Genomic DNA, 15603 nt, shown 5'->3' with positions numbered 1-15603 from the left:
ATCCGGCTCGAAAGCGACGCCAGGCCGGCGCCACGATGCCGCAATCCGGGCGGCAGAGCGGGTTGTTCAGACCTTCCTTAGGGATTAGGGATTAGGGATTAGGGATTGGCGATTAGCGATTGGTGATTGGTGATTGGTAGCAGCAGCGGTACCTGGCAGCGATTTTTTCCGTGCAGGGCGACCCACGGCAGGTCCGCTCTTGCAGATCCGAATCCCGAATCCCGAATCCCAAATCCCAAATCCCAAATCCCGAATCCCCCCCTCCGACCATGAGCTTGCCCGAATCACGAATCACCCGTCCCGGATCACGGCCCTACGGCCCGCGTCGCATCGTCTGCCTGACCGAGGAACCCACCGAGACGCTCTACGCGCTGGGCGAGGACCATCGCATCGTCGGCATCAGCGGGTTCACCGTGCGGCCGGCGCGGGCGCGCAGGGAGAAGCCGAAGGTCAGTGCGTTCACCAGCGCGAAGATCGACGAGATCCTCGCGCTGGAGCCCGACTTCGTCGTCGGTTTCTCCGACATCCAGGCCGACATCGCCGCCGAGCTGATCCGCCGCGGGGTGGAGGTGTGGATCAGCAACCATCGCAGCGTCGACGGCATCCTCGACTACGTGCGGCGCCTCGGCGCACTGGTCGGCGTGCCGGAGCGCGCCGATGCGTACGCCGACGAGCTCGCGCGGGGGCTCGACGCGCACCGTGCTCGCGCGGCGGCGCTGCCCGTGCGGCCGAAGGTCTATTTCGAGGAATGGGACGAGCCGGTCATCACCGGCATCCGCTGGGTCGCCGAACTGATCGAGGTCGCGGGCGGCATCGACCTGCTGCCCCCACGCGCCGCCCAGCCGCTGGCGAAGGACCGCATCATCGCCGACCACCGCGAGATCATCGATGCCGCGCCCGACATCATCATCGGGTCCTGGTGCGGGAAGAAGTTCCGGCCCGAGCGCGTGGCCGCGCGGCCGGGCTGGCAGGACGTGCCGGCCGTGCGCTTTGGTGAGCTGCACGAGATCAAGTCGCCCCTGATCCTGCAGCCCGGTCCGGCGGCACTGACCGACGGCGTCGCCGCGATCGCCCGCATCGTCCACGCCTGGGCGGCAAAGCGCACGCCGGCCTGATCCGGGCGCGGCCGGGGGCATCCGGCCAGCGTGCTGCCGGGCGCTGCGGAAGCGCCGGGGTCGGGATGCCGCATGCGCGGCCGCTCGCGCAGGACCGGCGCGACCGGCGACGCGCATCGCGCCTTCAGCGCGGGTGGAACTCGCGCGTGAACTGCATCGACGACGTGGCGCCGTCCGCGCGCGTGACCTGCACGTCGAAGCGCAGCGTATCGGGTGCGTCGATCTCCACCGTGCCCACGTAGTCGAGCAGCCCGCCTTCGCTGCGCAGCTCGCGCATGTCCACCAGCTGCGCGCGCCCGCGCAGGTCGCTGGCCTTGGCGAGTACCTGCGCGGGCAGGGCGGTTTCCTGGCCTTCCGGCCCGCGCCGCAGGCTCACCAGCAGCATCGCGCTGCGGTCGGAGCGCTCGATGCCATAGCCACGCGCCACGCGCTCGTCGAGCATCACGGTGGGCAGCACGCTGGCGCGGATGGTCACGTCGCCCGCGCGGGCCACGGCCTCCTGCATCGACGACGCGGGTACCGCGGGGGCCGGCTGCGGGGCGCCGCCGCAGCCGGCGAGTGCCAGGGCGACGATCAGGCCCGCGGATTGGATGGCGATGCGCATGGCGGCCTCAGTCGTTGGCGGCGGAAAGCTGGCGCCCGCGCGCGGTGGCCGCGTCGATGGCATGGTCGACCAGCGCTTCGAAGCCGCCGGCCTGGAAGGTTTCGATCGCCGCCTGGGTGGTCCCGCCGGGCGAGGTGACGCGCGCGCGCAACACCTGTGGCGCTTCGCCGGCCTGCATCAGCATGGCCGCGGCGCCGGCGATGGTCTGGCGCACCAGCAGCGACGCGGCCTCGGCCGGCAGGCCCTGGCGCTCGGCCGCGGCCTGCATCGCCTCGGCCAGCAGGAAGACGTAGGCCGGACCGCTGCCGGAGACCGCGGTGACCGCGTCCATCAGCGCCTCATCCCCGATCCACACGGTGGGGCCGCCGGCTTCCAGCAGTGCCGACGCCTCGGCGCGCTGCAGGGGGGTGACGTCCTCGCGCGCGAACAGCCCGGTCACGCCCTGGCCGAGCAGCGACGGCGTGTTGGGCATGGCCCGTACCACCGCGGCCGCGCCGCCGAGCCAGCGGTCGAGTTGCGCACTGGTGATGCCGGCGGCGATCGAGACCACCAGCGGTGCCTGCGTCCGTGCGAGGTCACGCAAACCGTCGCAGACATCGCGCATGACCTGCGGCTTCACCGCCATCAGCCAGACCGATGCGTCCTGCGCGGCCTCGACGGCGCGCTCGCAGACCGCGACGCCGAAATCGGCCGCCAGCGCCTCGCGCAGCGCCTGTACGGGTTCGGCGACGCGGATCAGGCGCGGGTCGTGGCCACGCGCCACCAGCCCGCCGATCAGGCTGCGGGCCATGTTGCCGCCGCCGATGAAGGCGATGGAAGAAGGCTTGCCGTCGTGCTGCGTCATCGTCGTGTCCGCGGATCGATCGCGCGAGCATAGCGAGCCGAGCACGGGCGCGGAGGCCTCATCGTCGCGCAGCGGTGCCACGGAGGCGGCGGGCGCGCCAGAGCAGGCTCAGGCTGATCGCGCCGAGCACCAGCGCCAGCGCGAGCAGGCCATGGGCGCCCGCCAGCAGCTGCATCCCCAGCCGGCAGTGCGCGCGGGCGGCGGCGATGCGGCTGGGGCCGCAGGTGGCGAACCTGGCCGAAGCCACCGCCACCGCGCCCAGCAGCATCGCCAGTCCGAGCAGCCCCGACACCACGGCCGCGCGGAACCAGCGCAGCGTCGGACCGAGCGGATGCAACGGCCCCATCAGCGCGCAGGTCGGGCGCCGAACAGGGCGGTGCCGATGCGCACCATGGTCGCGCCCTCGGCGAGTGCCACCTGCCAGTCGTCGCTCATACCCATCGAGAGCGTGTCCACGCCCGGGTGCGCCGCATGCAGGGCCTCGTAGAGCGCACGCCCGGCGCGGAAGGCCGGTCGGCGGTCCTCCGGGTCGGGATGCGGGGTCGGGATGAGCATCAGGCCGCGCAGGCGCAGGGCGGGCTGCGCCGCGATCGCATCGGCCAGGGCGGGAACCTCGTCCGGGCGGCAGCCGTGCTTGCCGGGCTCGTCGTCGACGTTCACCTGGATCAGAACGTCCAGCGGCCCGCGCGCCGGCGGGCGATGGCGGGCGAGGGCGGTGGCGATGGAGGGGCGGTCGACGGTCTGCACCCAGTCGAAGGTCTCGGCCGCTTCGCGCGCCTTGTTGGACTGCAGGTGGCCGATCAGGTGCCAGACGGCTGCTTCGCCGTCGCCCGGCGGGATCTCCCGCCGCTTGCGCAGCGCCTCCTGCACGTAGTTCTCGCCGAAGTGCCGCTGTCCGGCGGCGGCGAGTTCCGTGATCGCAGCCGCAGGTTGCAGTTTCGAAACGGCGACCAGCAGCGGCGGCTGCCGCCCGGCCGCGGCAGCCGCGCTATAAAGGCGCTGGGAAACCTCGCGAAGGTTGTCGGCGAGCACGTCGGACCTCGGTCTTGGGCGGTTTTCCGGCCGGGCTGGGCGCGGCCGGGGCGATGGCTATACTCGCCCGAGGGGGTCCGCCCGGCCAGCCGGCGCGGATCGAAACGGGGCTTTTGCGCCGCCGTGGCGGCGCTGGGGAAACATATGGATATCGCCGAGCTGTTGGCGTTCTCGGTCAAGAACAAGGCGTCTGACCTGCACCTCTCGGCCGGGCTCCCGCCCATGATCCGCGTGGATGGCGACGTGCGCCGCATCAACATCCCGGCGCTCGAGCACAAGCAGGTGCATGCGCTGGTCTACGACATCATGTCGGACAAGCAGCGGCGCGACTACGAGGAGTTCCTCGAGGTCGACTTCTCGTTCGAGATCCCGGGCCTGGCGCGCTTCCGCGTCAACGCCTTCAACCAGAACCGCGGCGCGGCGGCGGTGTTCCGCACCATTCCGTCGGAGGTGCTGACGCTCGAGGACCTGGCCTGCCCGCCGATCTTCCGCGAGGTGATCCAGCAGCCGCAGGGCCTGATCCTGGTGACCGGCCCGACGGGTTCGGGCAAGTCGACCACGCTGGCGGCGATGCTCGACCACATCAACAAGAACGAGTACGCGCACATCCTGTCGGTGGAAGACCCGATCGAGTTCGTGCACACCTCGCAGAAGTGCCTCATCAACCAGCGCGAGGTGCACCGCGATACCCACGGCTTCAACGAGGCCCTGCGCTCGGCGCTGCGCGAGGACCCGGACTACATCCTGGTCGGCGAGCTTCGCGACCTCGAGACCATCCGCCTGGCGCTGACCGCCGCCGAGACCGGCCACCTCGTGTTCGGCACGCTGCACACCTCGAGCGCGGCCAAGACCATCGACCGCATCATCGACGTGTTCCCCGCCGGCGAGAAGCCGATGGTGCGCTCGATGCTGTCCGAGAGCCTGCGTGCGGTGATCTCGCAGGCGCTGCTGAAGAAGGTGGGCGGCGGCCGCACCGCCGCCTGGGAAATCATGATCGGCACGCCGGCCATCCGTAACCTGATCCGCGAGGACAAGGTCGCGCAGATGTACTCGGCGATCCAGACCGGCCAGCAGCAGGGCATGATGACCCTCGACCAGCACCTGCAGGACCTGGTCAAGCGCGGCCTGATCCTGCGCCAGCAGGCCCGCGAGTACGCGAAGGACAAGAGGTTGTTCGAGTGACGCGATTCGTGGCCGGTGATGCGCAAGCAGCAGCACCGGCCGCGAAGACCCGTCGTCCGAGTCGCAAGTCACAGCCACGAATCACGGCTCCGAAGGAGCAGGCCCGATGAACATGCCCACCAATCCCACCGCCGCTGCGCAGCCGGGCGTCGGCGCGGTCGATTTCACGTCGTTCCTCAAGCTGATGGCCCAGCAGAAGGCATCCGACCTGTTCATCACGGCGGGCATGCCCCCGGCGATCAAGGTGCACGGCAAGATCACGCCGATCACCCAGCAGCCGCTCACGCCCCAGCAGAGCCGCGACCTCGTGCTCTCGGTGATGAACCCCCAGCAGCGCGAGGAGTTCGAGAAGACCCACGAGTGCAACTTCGCCATCGGCGTGGCCAATGTCGGCCGCTTCCGCGTGAGCTGCTTCTACCAGCGCAACCAGGTCGGCATGGTGCTGCGCCGGATCGAGAGCAAGATCCCGACGGTGGAGGAGCTGCAGCTGCCGCCGATCATCAAGACGCTGGCGATGACCAAGCGCGGCATCATCATGTTCGTGGGCGCCACCGGCACCGGCAAGTCGACCTCGCTGGCGGCGATGATCGGCTACCGCAACAAGAATTCCAGCGGCCACATCATCACGATCGAGGACCCGATCGAGTTCGTGCACAAGCATGAGGGCTGCATCATCACCCAGCGCGAGGTGGGCATCGACACCGACAGCTGGGAAGCCGCGCTCAAGAACACCCTGCGCCAGGCGCCGGACGTGATCATGATCGGCGAGGTGCGCACCCGCGAGGGCATGGACCACGCCATCGCCTTCGCCGAGACCGGCCACCTGGTGCTCTGCACGCTGCATGCGAACAACGCCAACCAGGCGATGGACCGCATCATCAACTTCTTCCCCGAGGACCGCCGCGGCCAGCTGCTGATGGACCTCTCGCTCAACCTAAAGGGCGTGGTCGCGCAGCAGCTCATCCCGACGCCGGACGGCAAGGGACGCCGCGTGGCGATGGAGATCCTGCTCGGCACGCCGCTGGTGCAGGACTACATCCGCGATGGCGAGATCCACAAGCTCAAGGAGGTCATGAAGGACTCGACTAACCTGGGCATGCGCACCTTCGACCAGTCGCTGTTCGAGCTCTACCAGGCCGGCGAGATCTCCTACGAGGACGCCCTGCGCTACGCCGACAGCCAGAACGAGGTGCGCCTGCGCATCAAGCTGGCGCAGGGTGGCGATGCACGCACCCTGGCGGCGGGCCTGGATGGCGTGGGCGTGGCCGACATTCGCTGAGCCGTCGCCAGGTGGTCCATGGCAGGGCGCCTTCTGGCGCCCTTCGTGCGTCCGCCGCTGGCGACCACCGCCGCGGGGGGCTTCCGGATCGGCCCATCGGCCGGGCTAGAATGCCTCCATGTCCCTGCCCGACAGCCCGACGCCACTTGCGAACCAGCTGCTCATCGCGCTGCCGTCGCTCGCCGAGCCCAGCTTCTCGAAAAGCGTCGCGCTGATCTGCCAGCACGACGAGGACGGCGCCCTCGGCATCGTCATGAACCGCCCTTCGGAATACACCGTGGGCGAGGTGCTCGAGCAGATGGGCCTGTCCGGCGGCAGCGATGCGCTGCGCTCGCAGATCGTGCTCAACGGCGGGCCGGTGCATCGCGAGCGGGGCTTCGTGATCCACGACGGCGGTACGCGCTGGGATTCCACGCTGGCCATCGGCGACGACCTCTGGCTCACCACCTCCCGCGAGATCCTCGAGGCCATGGCCCGGGGCGAGGGCCCGGAGCATGCCGTGATCGCGCTCGGCTGTGCCGGCTGGGGCGCGGGCCAGCTCGAGCAGGAACTGACCGTCGACAACAGCTGGCTGACCGCGCCGGCCGATCCCGACCTGCTGTTCGACACGCCGCTGGAGCAGCGCTGGGAGGCGGCCGCGGGTCGCATCGGCGTCGACTTCGCGCGCCTGGCCGACTACGCGGGGCATGCCTGACATGCCCGGCGCGACCACCGTCCTCGGTTTCGATGTCGGTGCGCGCAGGATCGGCGTCGCCGTTGGCAGCTGCTTCGGCACCGGGGCACGCCCCGTGGCCGTCGTCGACGTGCACGCCAGCGGGCCGGACTGGCCGGCCATCGAACGGCTGCGCCGCGAATGGCGGCCGGATGCGTTCGTGGTCGGCGACCCGATGACGCTGGAAGGCGGCGACCAGCCCGCGCGGCGTCGCGCGCGGGCCTTCGCGCTGGAGCTGCAGCGGCGGTTCGCGCTTCCCGTGAAGCTGGTCGACGAGCGATCGAGCTCGGTCGAGGCCGCGCAGCGCTTCGCGGTGGAGCGCTCGCAGGGCTCGCGCCGGCGGCGCGATGCGCAGATCCTCGACGCACTCGCGGCCGCGGTCATCGTCGAGCGCTGGCTCGCCGCGCCGGGCGAGGCCGTCGAGCTCGAAGCCTCCCTCTCCGGATAAGACCACCCATGCAGCACCTGCTCACGCTCGAGGGCATGACCCCCGGGCAACTCACGGACCTGCTCGATCGCGCGCAGGCGCATGCCGACTCGGCGCGCGATCCCGGCACCCTTGCCGGCATCGCGGTCTGCACGCTGTTCTTCGAACCCTCCACGCGCACGCGCATGAGCTTCCAGCTCGCGGCGCAGCGGCTCGGCGCGCACGTGCTGAACTTCGACGTGTCGACCTCGAGCGCGCGCAAGGGCGAGACGGCGCTGGACACCCTGCGCAACCTCGAGGCCATGGGCGTGCGCGGCTTCGTGGTGCGCCACCACGACGACGGCGCGGTGGCCGCGCTCGCGCGCGAGGCCCGCGCCGGGACCGCGCTGCTCAATGCCGGCGACGGCCGCAGCGCGCATCCCACCCAGGGCCTGCTCGACATGCTCACGCTGCGCCAGGCCAAGGGCGCCGACTTCTCGCGGCTGAAGGTCGCGATCGTGGGCGACGTGAAGCACTCGCGCGTGGCGCGCTCGGACCTGCACGCGCTGCGCATCCTCGGCGCCGGCGAGATCCGCGTCTGCGGGCCCGCGTCGCTGCTCCCCGACGACGCCACGCTGGCCGGCTGCCGGGTGACCCACGACCTGGACGAGGCCCTGGAGGGCGTGGACGCGGTGATGATGCTGCGGCTGCAGCGCGAGCGGATGGAGGAGGGCCTGATCGGCTCGCTCGAGGGCTACCACCGCGACTACGGCCTGAGCCGCATGCGCCTGCAGCGTGCGGCCTCCGACGCCGTGGTGATGCATCCGGGCCCGATCAACCGCGGCGTCGAGATCACCGACGACGTGGCCGATGGGCCGCAGTCGCTGATCCTGCGGCAGGTCGCCAACGGCGTGGCGGTGCGGATGGCGGTGCTGGAGCGGCTCCTGGCCTGAGGCTCAGGCGGGGACGGCTTCGGCGTCCAGCGGCTCGACTTCGCGCGCCAGTGCTTCGAACAGCGCCGCGCGCCCGGCGGCTGAGTCCGGCATTGCCAGCCCCGTGGGCCACCAGGCGTTCGCCGGCAGCCACCCGGCTTCGACGAGCCGGTAGCCCATGGCCAGGCGGTCGGCGGCGGTCAGCACCCGCGCCAGCGGCGTCTGCGCGCCGGGCTCCAGTGCCTCGAGAACCGGCGTGGGCAGCTGCCAGTGGCTGCAGGCGCGGATCGTGAGCGGCCGCGCGATGTCGAGCAGGCGCGCGGCGAAATCCGGCTCGGCGGCGGCGCCGGCGAGCAGGCCCGGCGGCAGCATGCGCGAAAGCGCGGCAAGGCCCGTGCCCGCGACGATGCCCGCCAGCTGTGCCTCGCCGGCATCGCAGTCCGCGCCCGCGAGCCGCCCGCAGAGCCAGGTGCGCGCCTCCGACTGCGACCACAGCCGCGCCGCCGTCGACAGCCGCGCAGGCCCGGCGTCGCCCCGCAGGATGGGGCGCATCACACTGCCGAGCACCACGTGACGCAGGCCCGCGTCACCCAGCACGCGCACGGCCTGCGGCAGGCCGGCCGGCGGCACGCCACGGCTGTAGTACGCGCTTCCGGCGACGCGGATGACGTCGCCGGCCAACGGCGGATCGCGGGCGATGAGGGTCGCCAGGTCGTCCGCGTCGGTTTCGTCGCGGCGCATGGCGGCCAGCAGCTGCGGCACGAGTGCCGGCAGGCGCGGCATGCGCCGCGCATCGAAACGTTTCGCCACGGCCTGCGCGTGTGCGATCGCCTCGGCCGCGGCGTCATGCCCCGGATCGGCCGCCTCCATGCCGAAGGCCCAGGCGACGAAGCCGCGTTCGAGCGCGGCCGCGTCGACGATCGGCGCGCCGGTTGCGGCAGGCCCGTCCGCCGCCTCGCTGGCGGCCGGGGGCACCGGCAGCGGCGCGAGCCGTTCCGACCGTCCCCTCAGGCGGCGGAGCAGGTGACTGATCATCGGCGATTCCCCTGTCGCGACTATCGCCCGCACCCGGCGCCCCCGGCAAGCCGCGCTGCGTGCGTTCGATCACTGTTTCTCCCGCGTGCTCAGCGAACCAGCACCACGGTCGCGAGCCCGAGGAACGTGAAAAAGCCCATGACGTCGGTCACCGTCGTCAGGAAGATGCCGCTGGCGAGCGCGGGGTCGAAGCCGAGACGACGCAGCGTGATCGGAACGAGAACGCCGGCGCTGGCGGCGAACAGAAGGTTGAGGGTGAGCGCGATCGCGATGACGATCGCCAGCCCCGTCATCTTGAACCACAGCAGCACCACCACGCCCAGGACCGCGCCCAGCGCCAGCCCGTTGAGCAGCGCCACGCGCATCTCCTTCCACAGCAGCACGCGCACGTTGGATGCGCTGACCTGCCCGAGCGCCAGGCCGCGCACCATGAGCGCGAGCACCTGCGTCCCGGCATTGCCGCCCATGCCGGCCACGATGGGCATGAGCACGGCCAGCTGCACCAGCTGGTCGATGGTGGCGTCGAACTGCCCCACCACGCTCGCTGCCAGGAACGCCGTGGCGAGGTTGACCGAAAGCCAGATCAGCCGGCGCCGCATCGCGCGCCAGACCGGGCTGAAGAGGTCCTCGTCCTCGTCCAGGCCCGCCGCCGAGAGCGCCTGGTGCTCGGCCTGCTCGCGGATGATGTCGACCACGTCGTCGATCGTGATGCGCCCGAGCAGGATGTTGTTCTCGTCGACCACGGGCGCGCTGAGCCAGTCGTAGTCCGAGAAGCGGCGCGCGACCTCGGCGGCGGTCTCGCCCACGTAGATGGCCGGCTGCTCGTCGTCGACCAGGCGGTTCACCGGCGTGGACGGCTCGCGGGTGAGCAGGTCCGACAGCGCGATGCGGCCGAGGTACTGGTGGCGGCGGCTGACCACATAGAGGTGGTCGGTGTGCTCGGGCAGCTCGCCGCGCAGGCGCAGGTAGCGCAGCACGACCTCGATGGTGGTGTCGGCGCGCACCGTCACCACGTCGGGGTTCATCAGGCGGCCGGCGGTGTCCTCGGGATAGGACAGCACCTGTTCCAGGCGCTCGCGGTTCTCGCGGTCCATGGACAGCAGCACCTGCTCGATGACCGCGTCGGGCAGGTCCTCGACCAGGTCGGCGAGGTCGTCGATGTCGAGGTCCTCGACCGCCGCGACGATCTCGTCCGGGTCCATCTCCGCCAGCAGGCTCTCGCGCACCTCGTCGCCGACGTGCACCAGCACCTCGCCGTCGTCCTCGGCGTCCACCAGGCCCCAGACCACCGTGCGCTTGGCCGGCGGGAGCGATTCGAGCAGGTTGCCGATCTCGGCGGGCGAGAGCGTGTTGACCAGGCGCCGCACCGGCCCCAGGCGCCCGCTGTCGAGCGCGTCGGACAGCAGCCTGAGCTGCCGCGCGGTCTTCTCGTGGCGGACGGATTCGGCCATGCGCGGGTTCCGGCGTGGGCAGGCGGGGCCTGCGTGGATGGGACGCATCCGCCGGCCTGCACGCCGCGAGACACGACCGTCGTCAGAGGTTCATGCGTGCATTATCGCTGCGGGCGTGGACGTGCGACAACCGAACGCGCGGGCTTCAGCCGTGCGCGGTGGCCAGCCACTGCTCCAGCGCCCTGCGGTCGCGCGCCCGCACCAGCGCGGACGCGCGGGCCTGGAGGGCGGCGAAGTCGCAGTTGCGGATGCGCTGGCGTACCTCGAGCATCGTGCCCGGATGCAGCGAGAAGTCGGTGAGCCCCAGGGCCAGCAGGAGCGGGGCGTAGTCGGGCGCCGCGGCCATCTCGCCGCAGACCGACACCGGGCGGGAGGCCCGGCGGGCGATGCGGATCACGTCGCGCAGCACGCGGATCACCGCCGGGTGGAGCGGCGTGTACAGGCGGCCCAGGCCCTCGTGGTTGCGGTCGGTGGCCAGCAGGTACTGCACCAGGTCGTTGGTGCCGAGCGCGATGAAGTCGACGTCGCGCACGAAGGCGGGCAGGGCGAGCGCCGCCGCGGGCACCTCGATCATCACCCCCAGCGGCACGTCGTCGGCGATCTCGTGGCCATCCAGGCGGAGCGCCTGCGTGGCGTTCGCGATCTCGGCGCGCACCTCGAGGATCTCCTCGCGGCAGGTCACCATCGGCACCAGCAGCCGGATGCGGCCATAGGCCGATGCGCGCAGCAGGGCGCGCAGCTGCGTGTGGAGCAGGCCGCGCCGCGCCAGCGAGAGCCGCACGCCGCGCAGGCCGAGTGCCGGGTTGGGCTCGTCGCGCAGCGCAAGGCCGGTGCGGTCGACCTTGTCGGCGCCCACGTCCAGCGTGCGGATGGTGACCGGGCGGTCGTTCATGCCCATCACCACGTCGCGATAGGCACGGAACTGCTCGTCCTCGTCGGGCAGGGTATTGCGCTGCAGGAAGAGGAACTCGGTGCGGTACAGGCCGATGCCCGCCGCGCCCAGAGCATAGGCCTCGGCCACGTCCTCGCGCGATTCGGCATTGGCGAACAGGCGAACGTCCACGCCGTCGCGGGTGCGCGTGGGCTCGCGGCGCAGGCGTGCCAGCTCGCGGCGCTCGCGCGCATGCTCGCGTTCGCGGGCACGGTGGCGTCGCAGGTCGTCGGCGTCGGGCTCGACGACGACGCGCCCGCTGCCGCCATCGACGATGAGCGCATCGCCGTCGTTGATGAGCTCCAGCGCCTGCGTCGCGTCCACGACCAGCGGCAGGTGGAGGCTGCGCGCCAGGATGGCGCTGTGCGACAGCGGGCTTCCGCCGGTGGTGACGATGGCGACCACCCCCTGGTCGCGCAACTGCGCCATCTCGGCCGGTGCGACGCTTTCGGCGACCAGCACTTCGCCGGCGAAGCCGCGCAGCTCGCAGTCGCGGCGATGCAGCGCGGCGTGGATGCGGCCGATGACCTGGTCGATGTCCTCGACGCGGCTGCGGAAGTACGGGTCGTCCATCGCCTCGAAGACGCCCGCGAGGCGGTCGCGCTGCAGGCGCAACGCGTAGTCGGCCGAGAAGTGCCGCTCGCGCACCAGCGCGTCCAGGCCCTGCAGCAGCTCCGGGTCGTCGAGCAGGAGCGCGTGCATGTCCAGGAACTCGCCGACCTCGGCCGCCAGGGCGCCGTGCAGGCGCGCACGCAGGGCGTGCATCTCGGCGCGCACCGATGCGATCGCGCCGTGAAGCTGGGCCAGCTCCGCGTCCACCGCCTCGGGCGGGATGCGCTGCTCGGCGATCTGCAGCGCATGCGGCAGGCGCACGCGCGCGCGCCCGAGCGCGATGCCGCGCGAGGCGCCCTGCCCGTGCAGTGTCTGCCGCATGCGATCAGCTGTCCTCGTCGAAGCGGCGTTCGAACAGCGCGCTGACGGCGTCCGCGGCGGCCTGCTCGTCCTCGCCTTCCACCCGCAGCTTCACCACGGTGCCCTGGCCGGCCGCCAGCAGCATCACGCCCATGATGCTCTTGGCGTTCACCTCCCGCCCCTTCGCGGTCAGGGTGCAGGCGCTGCGGAACTGCGAGAGCAGCTGCACCAGCTTCGCGGTGGCCCGCGCATGGAGGCCGAGGCGGTTGGAGACGACGAGTTCGCGTTCGATCATGGGTCCGGTGGTTCGTGGCAGGTAATGGGCGCTGGGGTGGTGGATCGCGGGCGTCGGCGGTTGACGGGATGTCGCCATCCCGGCGCCGTGGTGCGTCGGGGCGCGGCAGCTGCAGCCGGAGGCGCGGCGCCCGTCCGCGGACGCGGCGTCACGCGTCGTCGAGCAGCACCCCGTTGCGGCCGCCCGCCGCCGCGATCGCCGGAAGCTCGTCGAGGCCGAGCTCGGCGTAGTTGAGCACGCGGAGCAGCATCGGGAGGTTCACGGCGGAGACGCGTCGCACCGGCGTGCCCAGCCGCGAGACGCGCGCGGCCAGGTTGCTGGGGCTGGCGCCGTACAGGTCGGTCATCAGCAGCACGCCGTCGCCCGTGTCGGCGCGCCGCAGTGCGGCCGTGGCCAGCGGCAGTACGGTTTCCACGTCCGCCTCGAACGGAAGTTCGAGCACTTCCACCCTCAGCGGCAGTGGGTCGATCAGATGGCGCGCGACCTCCAGCAGGGCACTGCCGATGCCTTGGTGGGTGACGAGCAGGATGCCGACGGCCATGGCCCGACGTTAGCAGAGCGGCATGACGCGGCGGAAGCAAGGGCGCTAGTCGAGTTCGCGGTGGTGCACCGCGACCTCCGGCCACGCCTGCTCGCGCATGTGTTGCGCCAGGCACTCGGCCAGGTAGACGGAGCGGTGGCGCCCGCCGGAGCAGCCGATCGCGATGGTGGCGTAGCTTCGCGTGCTGTCGCGGTGCAGGCGGGGCAGCCAGGTATCGAGGAAGTCGCGCAGCTGCTCGTAGTACTGGGCCACGTCGGGCTGCGCGAGCAGGTAGTCGCGCACGGCGGCATCGCGCCCCGAGAGCGGCCGCAGGGCGGGAATCCAGTGGGGATTCGGAAGCGCGCGCGCGTCGAAGACGAAGTCGGCATCCGCCGGCACGCCATGGCGGTAGGCGAAGGACTCGAACAGCAGGGACATGCCCGCCTCGCTGCCCAGGCCCAGCTGCGTGGTCACGTGGCGACGCAGCTGGTGCACGTTCATTTCGCTGGTGTCGACGACCGAGTCGGCGAGCTTGTGCAGCGGGCGCAGCACCTGCCGCTCCAGTGCGAGCGCATCCGGCAGCGAAAGCCCCAGCCGGCTGAGGGGATGGCGGCGACGGGTATCGGCATAGCGCTTGAGCAGGACCGCATCGGCCGCGTCGAAGAACGCCAGGTGCGGGTCGAAGCCCATCTCGCCGACCGCCGCCAGCGCATCGGGAACGCGATCGAGGTCGTCGTGCCGGTTGCGCACGTCGATGCCCACGGCGATCTTCGCCGGCCCGCCGCCGTCGGCACCCGTGACGTCGCGCACCAGGGCCGGCAGCAGCACGGCGGGCAGGTTGTCGACGCAGTAGAAGCCCAGGTCCTCGAGCGTGTTCAAGGCGACGGACTTGCCCGAGCCGGACATGCCGCTGACCAGTACCAGCGTGGAGGCCGCAGGCGTGTTCATGCCTCGCCGCGCTCCAGGAAATGGCTGTGGCGCGCCATGAACGCGGCCGCCGGGTCCACACCCTTGGCGCGCAGGATGTGCGCGCGGGTGGCGGCTTCGGTCAGCACCGCCAGGTTGCGGCCGGGCATGACGGGGAGGGTGATCATCGGAACGTCGAGGTCGAGCACGCGGCGGGCGCCGAGATCGCCGGTGATGCGCTCCAGGCCGCCGGGTTCGGGGTAGAGCGAGGGCTGGGTGAGGTGCACGATCAGTCTCAGGTACTTGTTCCGCTTCACCGCCGTGTCGCCGAACATCTGCCGCACGTTGAGCACGCCCAGCCCGCGCACTTCCAGCAGGTCCTGCAGCAGCTCCGGGCAGGTGCCGTCGAGCACGTCCGGCGCGATCTGGGTGAACTCGGGCGCATCGTCGGCCACCAGCCGGTGCCCGCGCGTCACCAGCTCCAGCGCCAGCTCGCTCTTGCCCGCGCCGGACTCGCCGGTGATGAGCACGCCGATGGAGTAGATCTCCATGAACACCCCGTGCAGCGTCACCCGTGGGGCGAGCTTGCGTGCGAGGTGGTACTGCAGGTGGTTGAGCAGCTCGTGGCCGCGGCGCGGCGACACCCACAGCGGCGTGTCGCTCTCCTCGGCGGCCAGCCTCAGGTCCGCCGGGCAGGCCTGGCCCTTGCTGACGACCAGCGCCAGCGGGCGGAACTGGATGATCTTCTCGATCGTTTCCCAGCGCAGGCGCGAGTCCAGCGCGTCGAGCCAGGCCAGCTCCTCGGTGCCGAGGATCTGCACCTTGTTGGGGTAGATGATGTTGAGGTAGCCGGCGAGGGAGGGGCGCCGCGCCACGGTGTCCACCGATTCGAGCAGGCGGGCCGCTCCCCGCCGGCCGGCGATCCAGCGCAGCCCGAGCCGCTCGAGCAACTGGTCGAACAGTTCCTGCGCGCTGATGCGTGCGTTCATGCCGTTTCCCCCAGAAGCAGCGCGGCGAGCCGGTCCCTGCCTTCGGCATGGCGCAATGCGGTGCGGAAGGCCTCGTCGGAGAAGCAGCCGGCGATCTCCGCCAGGTGTGCCAGGTGGCCGGCCACCGCCTGCTCCGGCACGGCCATCGCGAAGACGAGGTCGACCAGCCGGCCATCGGGCGCGGCGAAGTCGACCGGGCTGGACAGCCGCAGGAACGCGCCGCGCGGCTCGTCGAGATGGGCCAGGCGGCAGTGCGGGATCGCCACGCCGTGCCCCAGTCCCGTGCTGGCCAGCCGCTCACGGGCGGCCAGCCGTGCCGCGAGCTCGGCCGCGGGCGGGCCGGGATCCTCCGCCGGGCCGGCGAGCAGCGCCGCGGCGCGCGCGATCACGCCCGCATGGTCGACCGGCGCGTCAACGCACTCCACACGCTCGCGGCTGAGCAGGCGGGCGATCGGCAC

Annotated in this window: 18 protein-coding genes; 6 read left to right on the top strand and 12 right to left on the bottom strand. The window is 71.6% G+C overall.

All coding sequences use genetic code 11. The annotated features are described in order from the left end of the window. Positions 1–269 precede the first annotated feature (269 nt). Positions 270–1115 carry an ABC transporter substrate-binding protein gene (locus EYQ95_RS21130; protein WP_132330235.1) on the top strand — a complete coding sequence of 282 codons (846 nt, stop codon included), beginning with the start codon at positions 270–272 and terminating at the stop codon, positions 1113–1115. A gap of 124 nt (positions 1116–1239) precedes the next feature. On the opposite strand, the gene EYQ95_RS21125 is transcribed toward EYQ95_RS21130, so the two are convergent. Genes EYQ95_RS21125 through EYQ95_RS21110 form a run of 4 tightly spaced genes read right to left on the bottom strand, consistent with a single transcriptional unit; the run spans position 1240 to position 3595 of the window. Next, positions 1240–1719 (bottom strand): DUF4426 domain-containing protein, encoded by a 480-nt coding sequence (locus tag EYQ95_RS21125; RefSeq protein WP_132330233.1) that lies wholly within the window; start codon positions 1717–1719, stop codon positions 1240–1242. Positions 1720–1726: 7 nt separating this feature from the next. Then, a complete protein-coding gene (proC, locus tag EYQ95_RS21120; RefSeq protein WP_132330231.1) occupies positions 1727–2563 on the bottom strand; it encodes a pyrroline-5-carboxylate reductase in 837 nt (278 codons plus the stop codon). Positions 2564–2621: 58 nt separating this feature from the next. Beyond that, entirely contained in the window at positions 2622–2909 is a 288-nt protein-coding gene (locus tag EYQ95_RS21115) for a hypothetical protein (protein WP_165924813.1), read from the bottom strand. After that, on the bottom strand, positions 2909–3595 hold the full coding sequence (locus EYQ95_RS21110) for a YggS family pyridoxal phosphate-dependent enzyme (RefSeq protein ID WP_132330227.1): 687 nt from the start codon (positions 3593–3595) through the stop codon (positions 2909–2911). The genes EYQ95_RS21115 and EYQ95_RS21110 overlap by 1 nt, the downstream gene beginning before the upstream one ends. Before the next feature lie 144 nt (positions 3596–3739). Here EYQ95_RS21110 and EYQ95_RS21105 point away from each other — a divergent pair, with 144 nt between their 5' ends. The 5 genes from EYQ95_RS21105 to EYQ95_RS21085 all read left to right on the top strand — a co-directional run bounded on the left by EYQ95_RS21105 (position 3740) and on the right by EYQ95_RS21085 (position 8127). Beyond that, on the top strand, positions 3740–4777 hold the full coding sequence (locus tag EYQ95_RS21105) for a type IV pilus twitching motility protein PilT (protein ID WP_132330225.1): 1038 nt from the start codon (positions 3740–3742) through the stop codon (positions 4775–4777). A gap of 112 nt (positions 4778–4889) precedes the next feature. After that, a complete protein-coding gene (locus EYQ95_RS21100) occupies positions 4890–6056 on the top strand; it encodes a PilT/PilU family type 4a pilus ATPase (RefSeq protein WP_132330239.1) in 1167 nt (388 codons plus the stop codon). Between the two features lie 118 nt (positions 6057–6174). Next, on the top strand, positions 6175–6750 hold the full coding sequence (locus EYQ95_RS21095; RefSeq protein ID WP_132330223.1) for a YqgE/AlgH family protein: 576 nt from the start codon (positions 6175–6177) through the stop codon (positions 6748–6750). Then, positions 6743–7216 carry a Holliday junction resolvase RuvX gene (gene ruvX / locus EYQ95_RS21090; protein WP_132330221.1) on the top strand — a complete coding sequence of 158 codons (474 nt, stop codon included), beginning with the start codon at positions 6743–6745 and terminating at the stop codon, positions 7214–7216. Before EYQ95_RS21095 ends, ruvX begins: the two co-directional genes overlap by 8 nt. 8 nt (positions 7217–7224) lie before the next feature. Then, positions 7225–8127 (top strand): aspartate carbamoyltransferase catalytic subunit, encoded by a 903-nt coding sequence (locus EYQ95_RS21085; RefSeq protein ID WP_132330219.1) that lies wholly within the window; start codon positions 7225–7227, stop codon positions 8125–8127. A 3-nt stretch (positions 8128–8130) separates the two neighbouring features. Here EYQ95_RS21085 and EYQ95_RS21080 read toward each other — a convergent pair whose 3' ends face one another. From EYQ95_RS21080 to EYQ95_RS21045, 8 genes are all read right to left on the bottom strand, one after another. Further along, complete coding sequence (locus EYQ95_RS21080) at positions 8131–9141, bottom strand: HDOD domain-containing protein (protein WP_132330217.1); 1011 nt, start codon at positions 9139–9141, stop codon at positions 8131–8133. Positions 9142–9230: 89 nt separating this feature from the next. Further along, positions 9231–10592, bottom strand: coding sequence for a magnesium transporter (mgtE, locus tag EYQ95_RS21075; RefSeq protein ID WP_132330214.1), 1362 nt, complete (start codon positions 10590–10592; stop codon positions 9231–9233). Positions 10593–10737: 145 nt separating this feature from the next. After that, on the bottom strand, positions 10738–12456 hold the full coding sequence (ptsP, locus tag EYQ95_RS21070) for a phosphoenolpyruvate--protein phosphotransferase (protein WP_132330212.1): 1719 nt from the start codon (positions 12454–12456) through the stop codon (positions 10738–10740). A 4-nt stretch (positions 12457–12460) separates the two neighbouring features. Next, on the bottom strand, positions 12461–12730 hold the full coding sequence (locus EYQ95_RS21065) for an HPr family phosphocarrier protein (RefSeq protein ID WP_132330210.1): 270 nt from the start codon (positions 12728–12730) through the stop codon (positions 12461–12463). A gap of 148 nt (positions 12731–12878) precedes the next feature. After that, the gene (locus EYQ95_RS21060; RefSeq protein WP_132330208.1) at positions 12879–13271 is read right to left on the bottom strand and encodes a PTS sugar transporter subunit IIA; all 393 of its coding nucleotides are present in this window, start codon (positions 13269–13271) and stop codon (positions 12879–12881) included. Positions 13272–13316: 45 nt separating this feature from the next. Beyond that, positions 13317–14198: an RNase adapter RapZ gene (rapZ, locus tag EYQ95_RS21055; RefSeq protein ID WP_132330206.1), complete on the bottom strand. Its 882-nt coding sequence runs from the start codon at positions 14196–14198 to the stop codon at positions 13317–13319. Next, positions 14195–15145, bottom strand: a complete 951-nt coding sequence (gene hprK, locus EYQ95_RS21050; RefSeq protein WP_132330205.1) for an HPr(Ser) kinase/phosphatase — start codon at positions 15143–15145, stop codon at positions 14195–14197. Before hprK ends, rapZ begins: the two co-directional genes overlap by 4 nt. After that, positions 15142–15603, bottom strand: a complete 462-nt coding sequence (locus EYQ95_RS21045) for a PTS sugar transporter subunit IIA (protein WP_165924811.1) — start codon at positions 15601–15603, stop codon at positions 15142–15144. Before EYQ95_RS21045 ends, hprK begins: the two co-directional genes overlap by 4 nt.

This window comes from Lysobacter sp. N42 (assembly GCF_004344885.1).
This window is presented reverse-complemented; position numbering and strand designations above follow the sequence as displayed.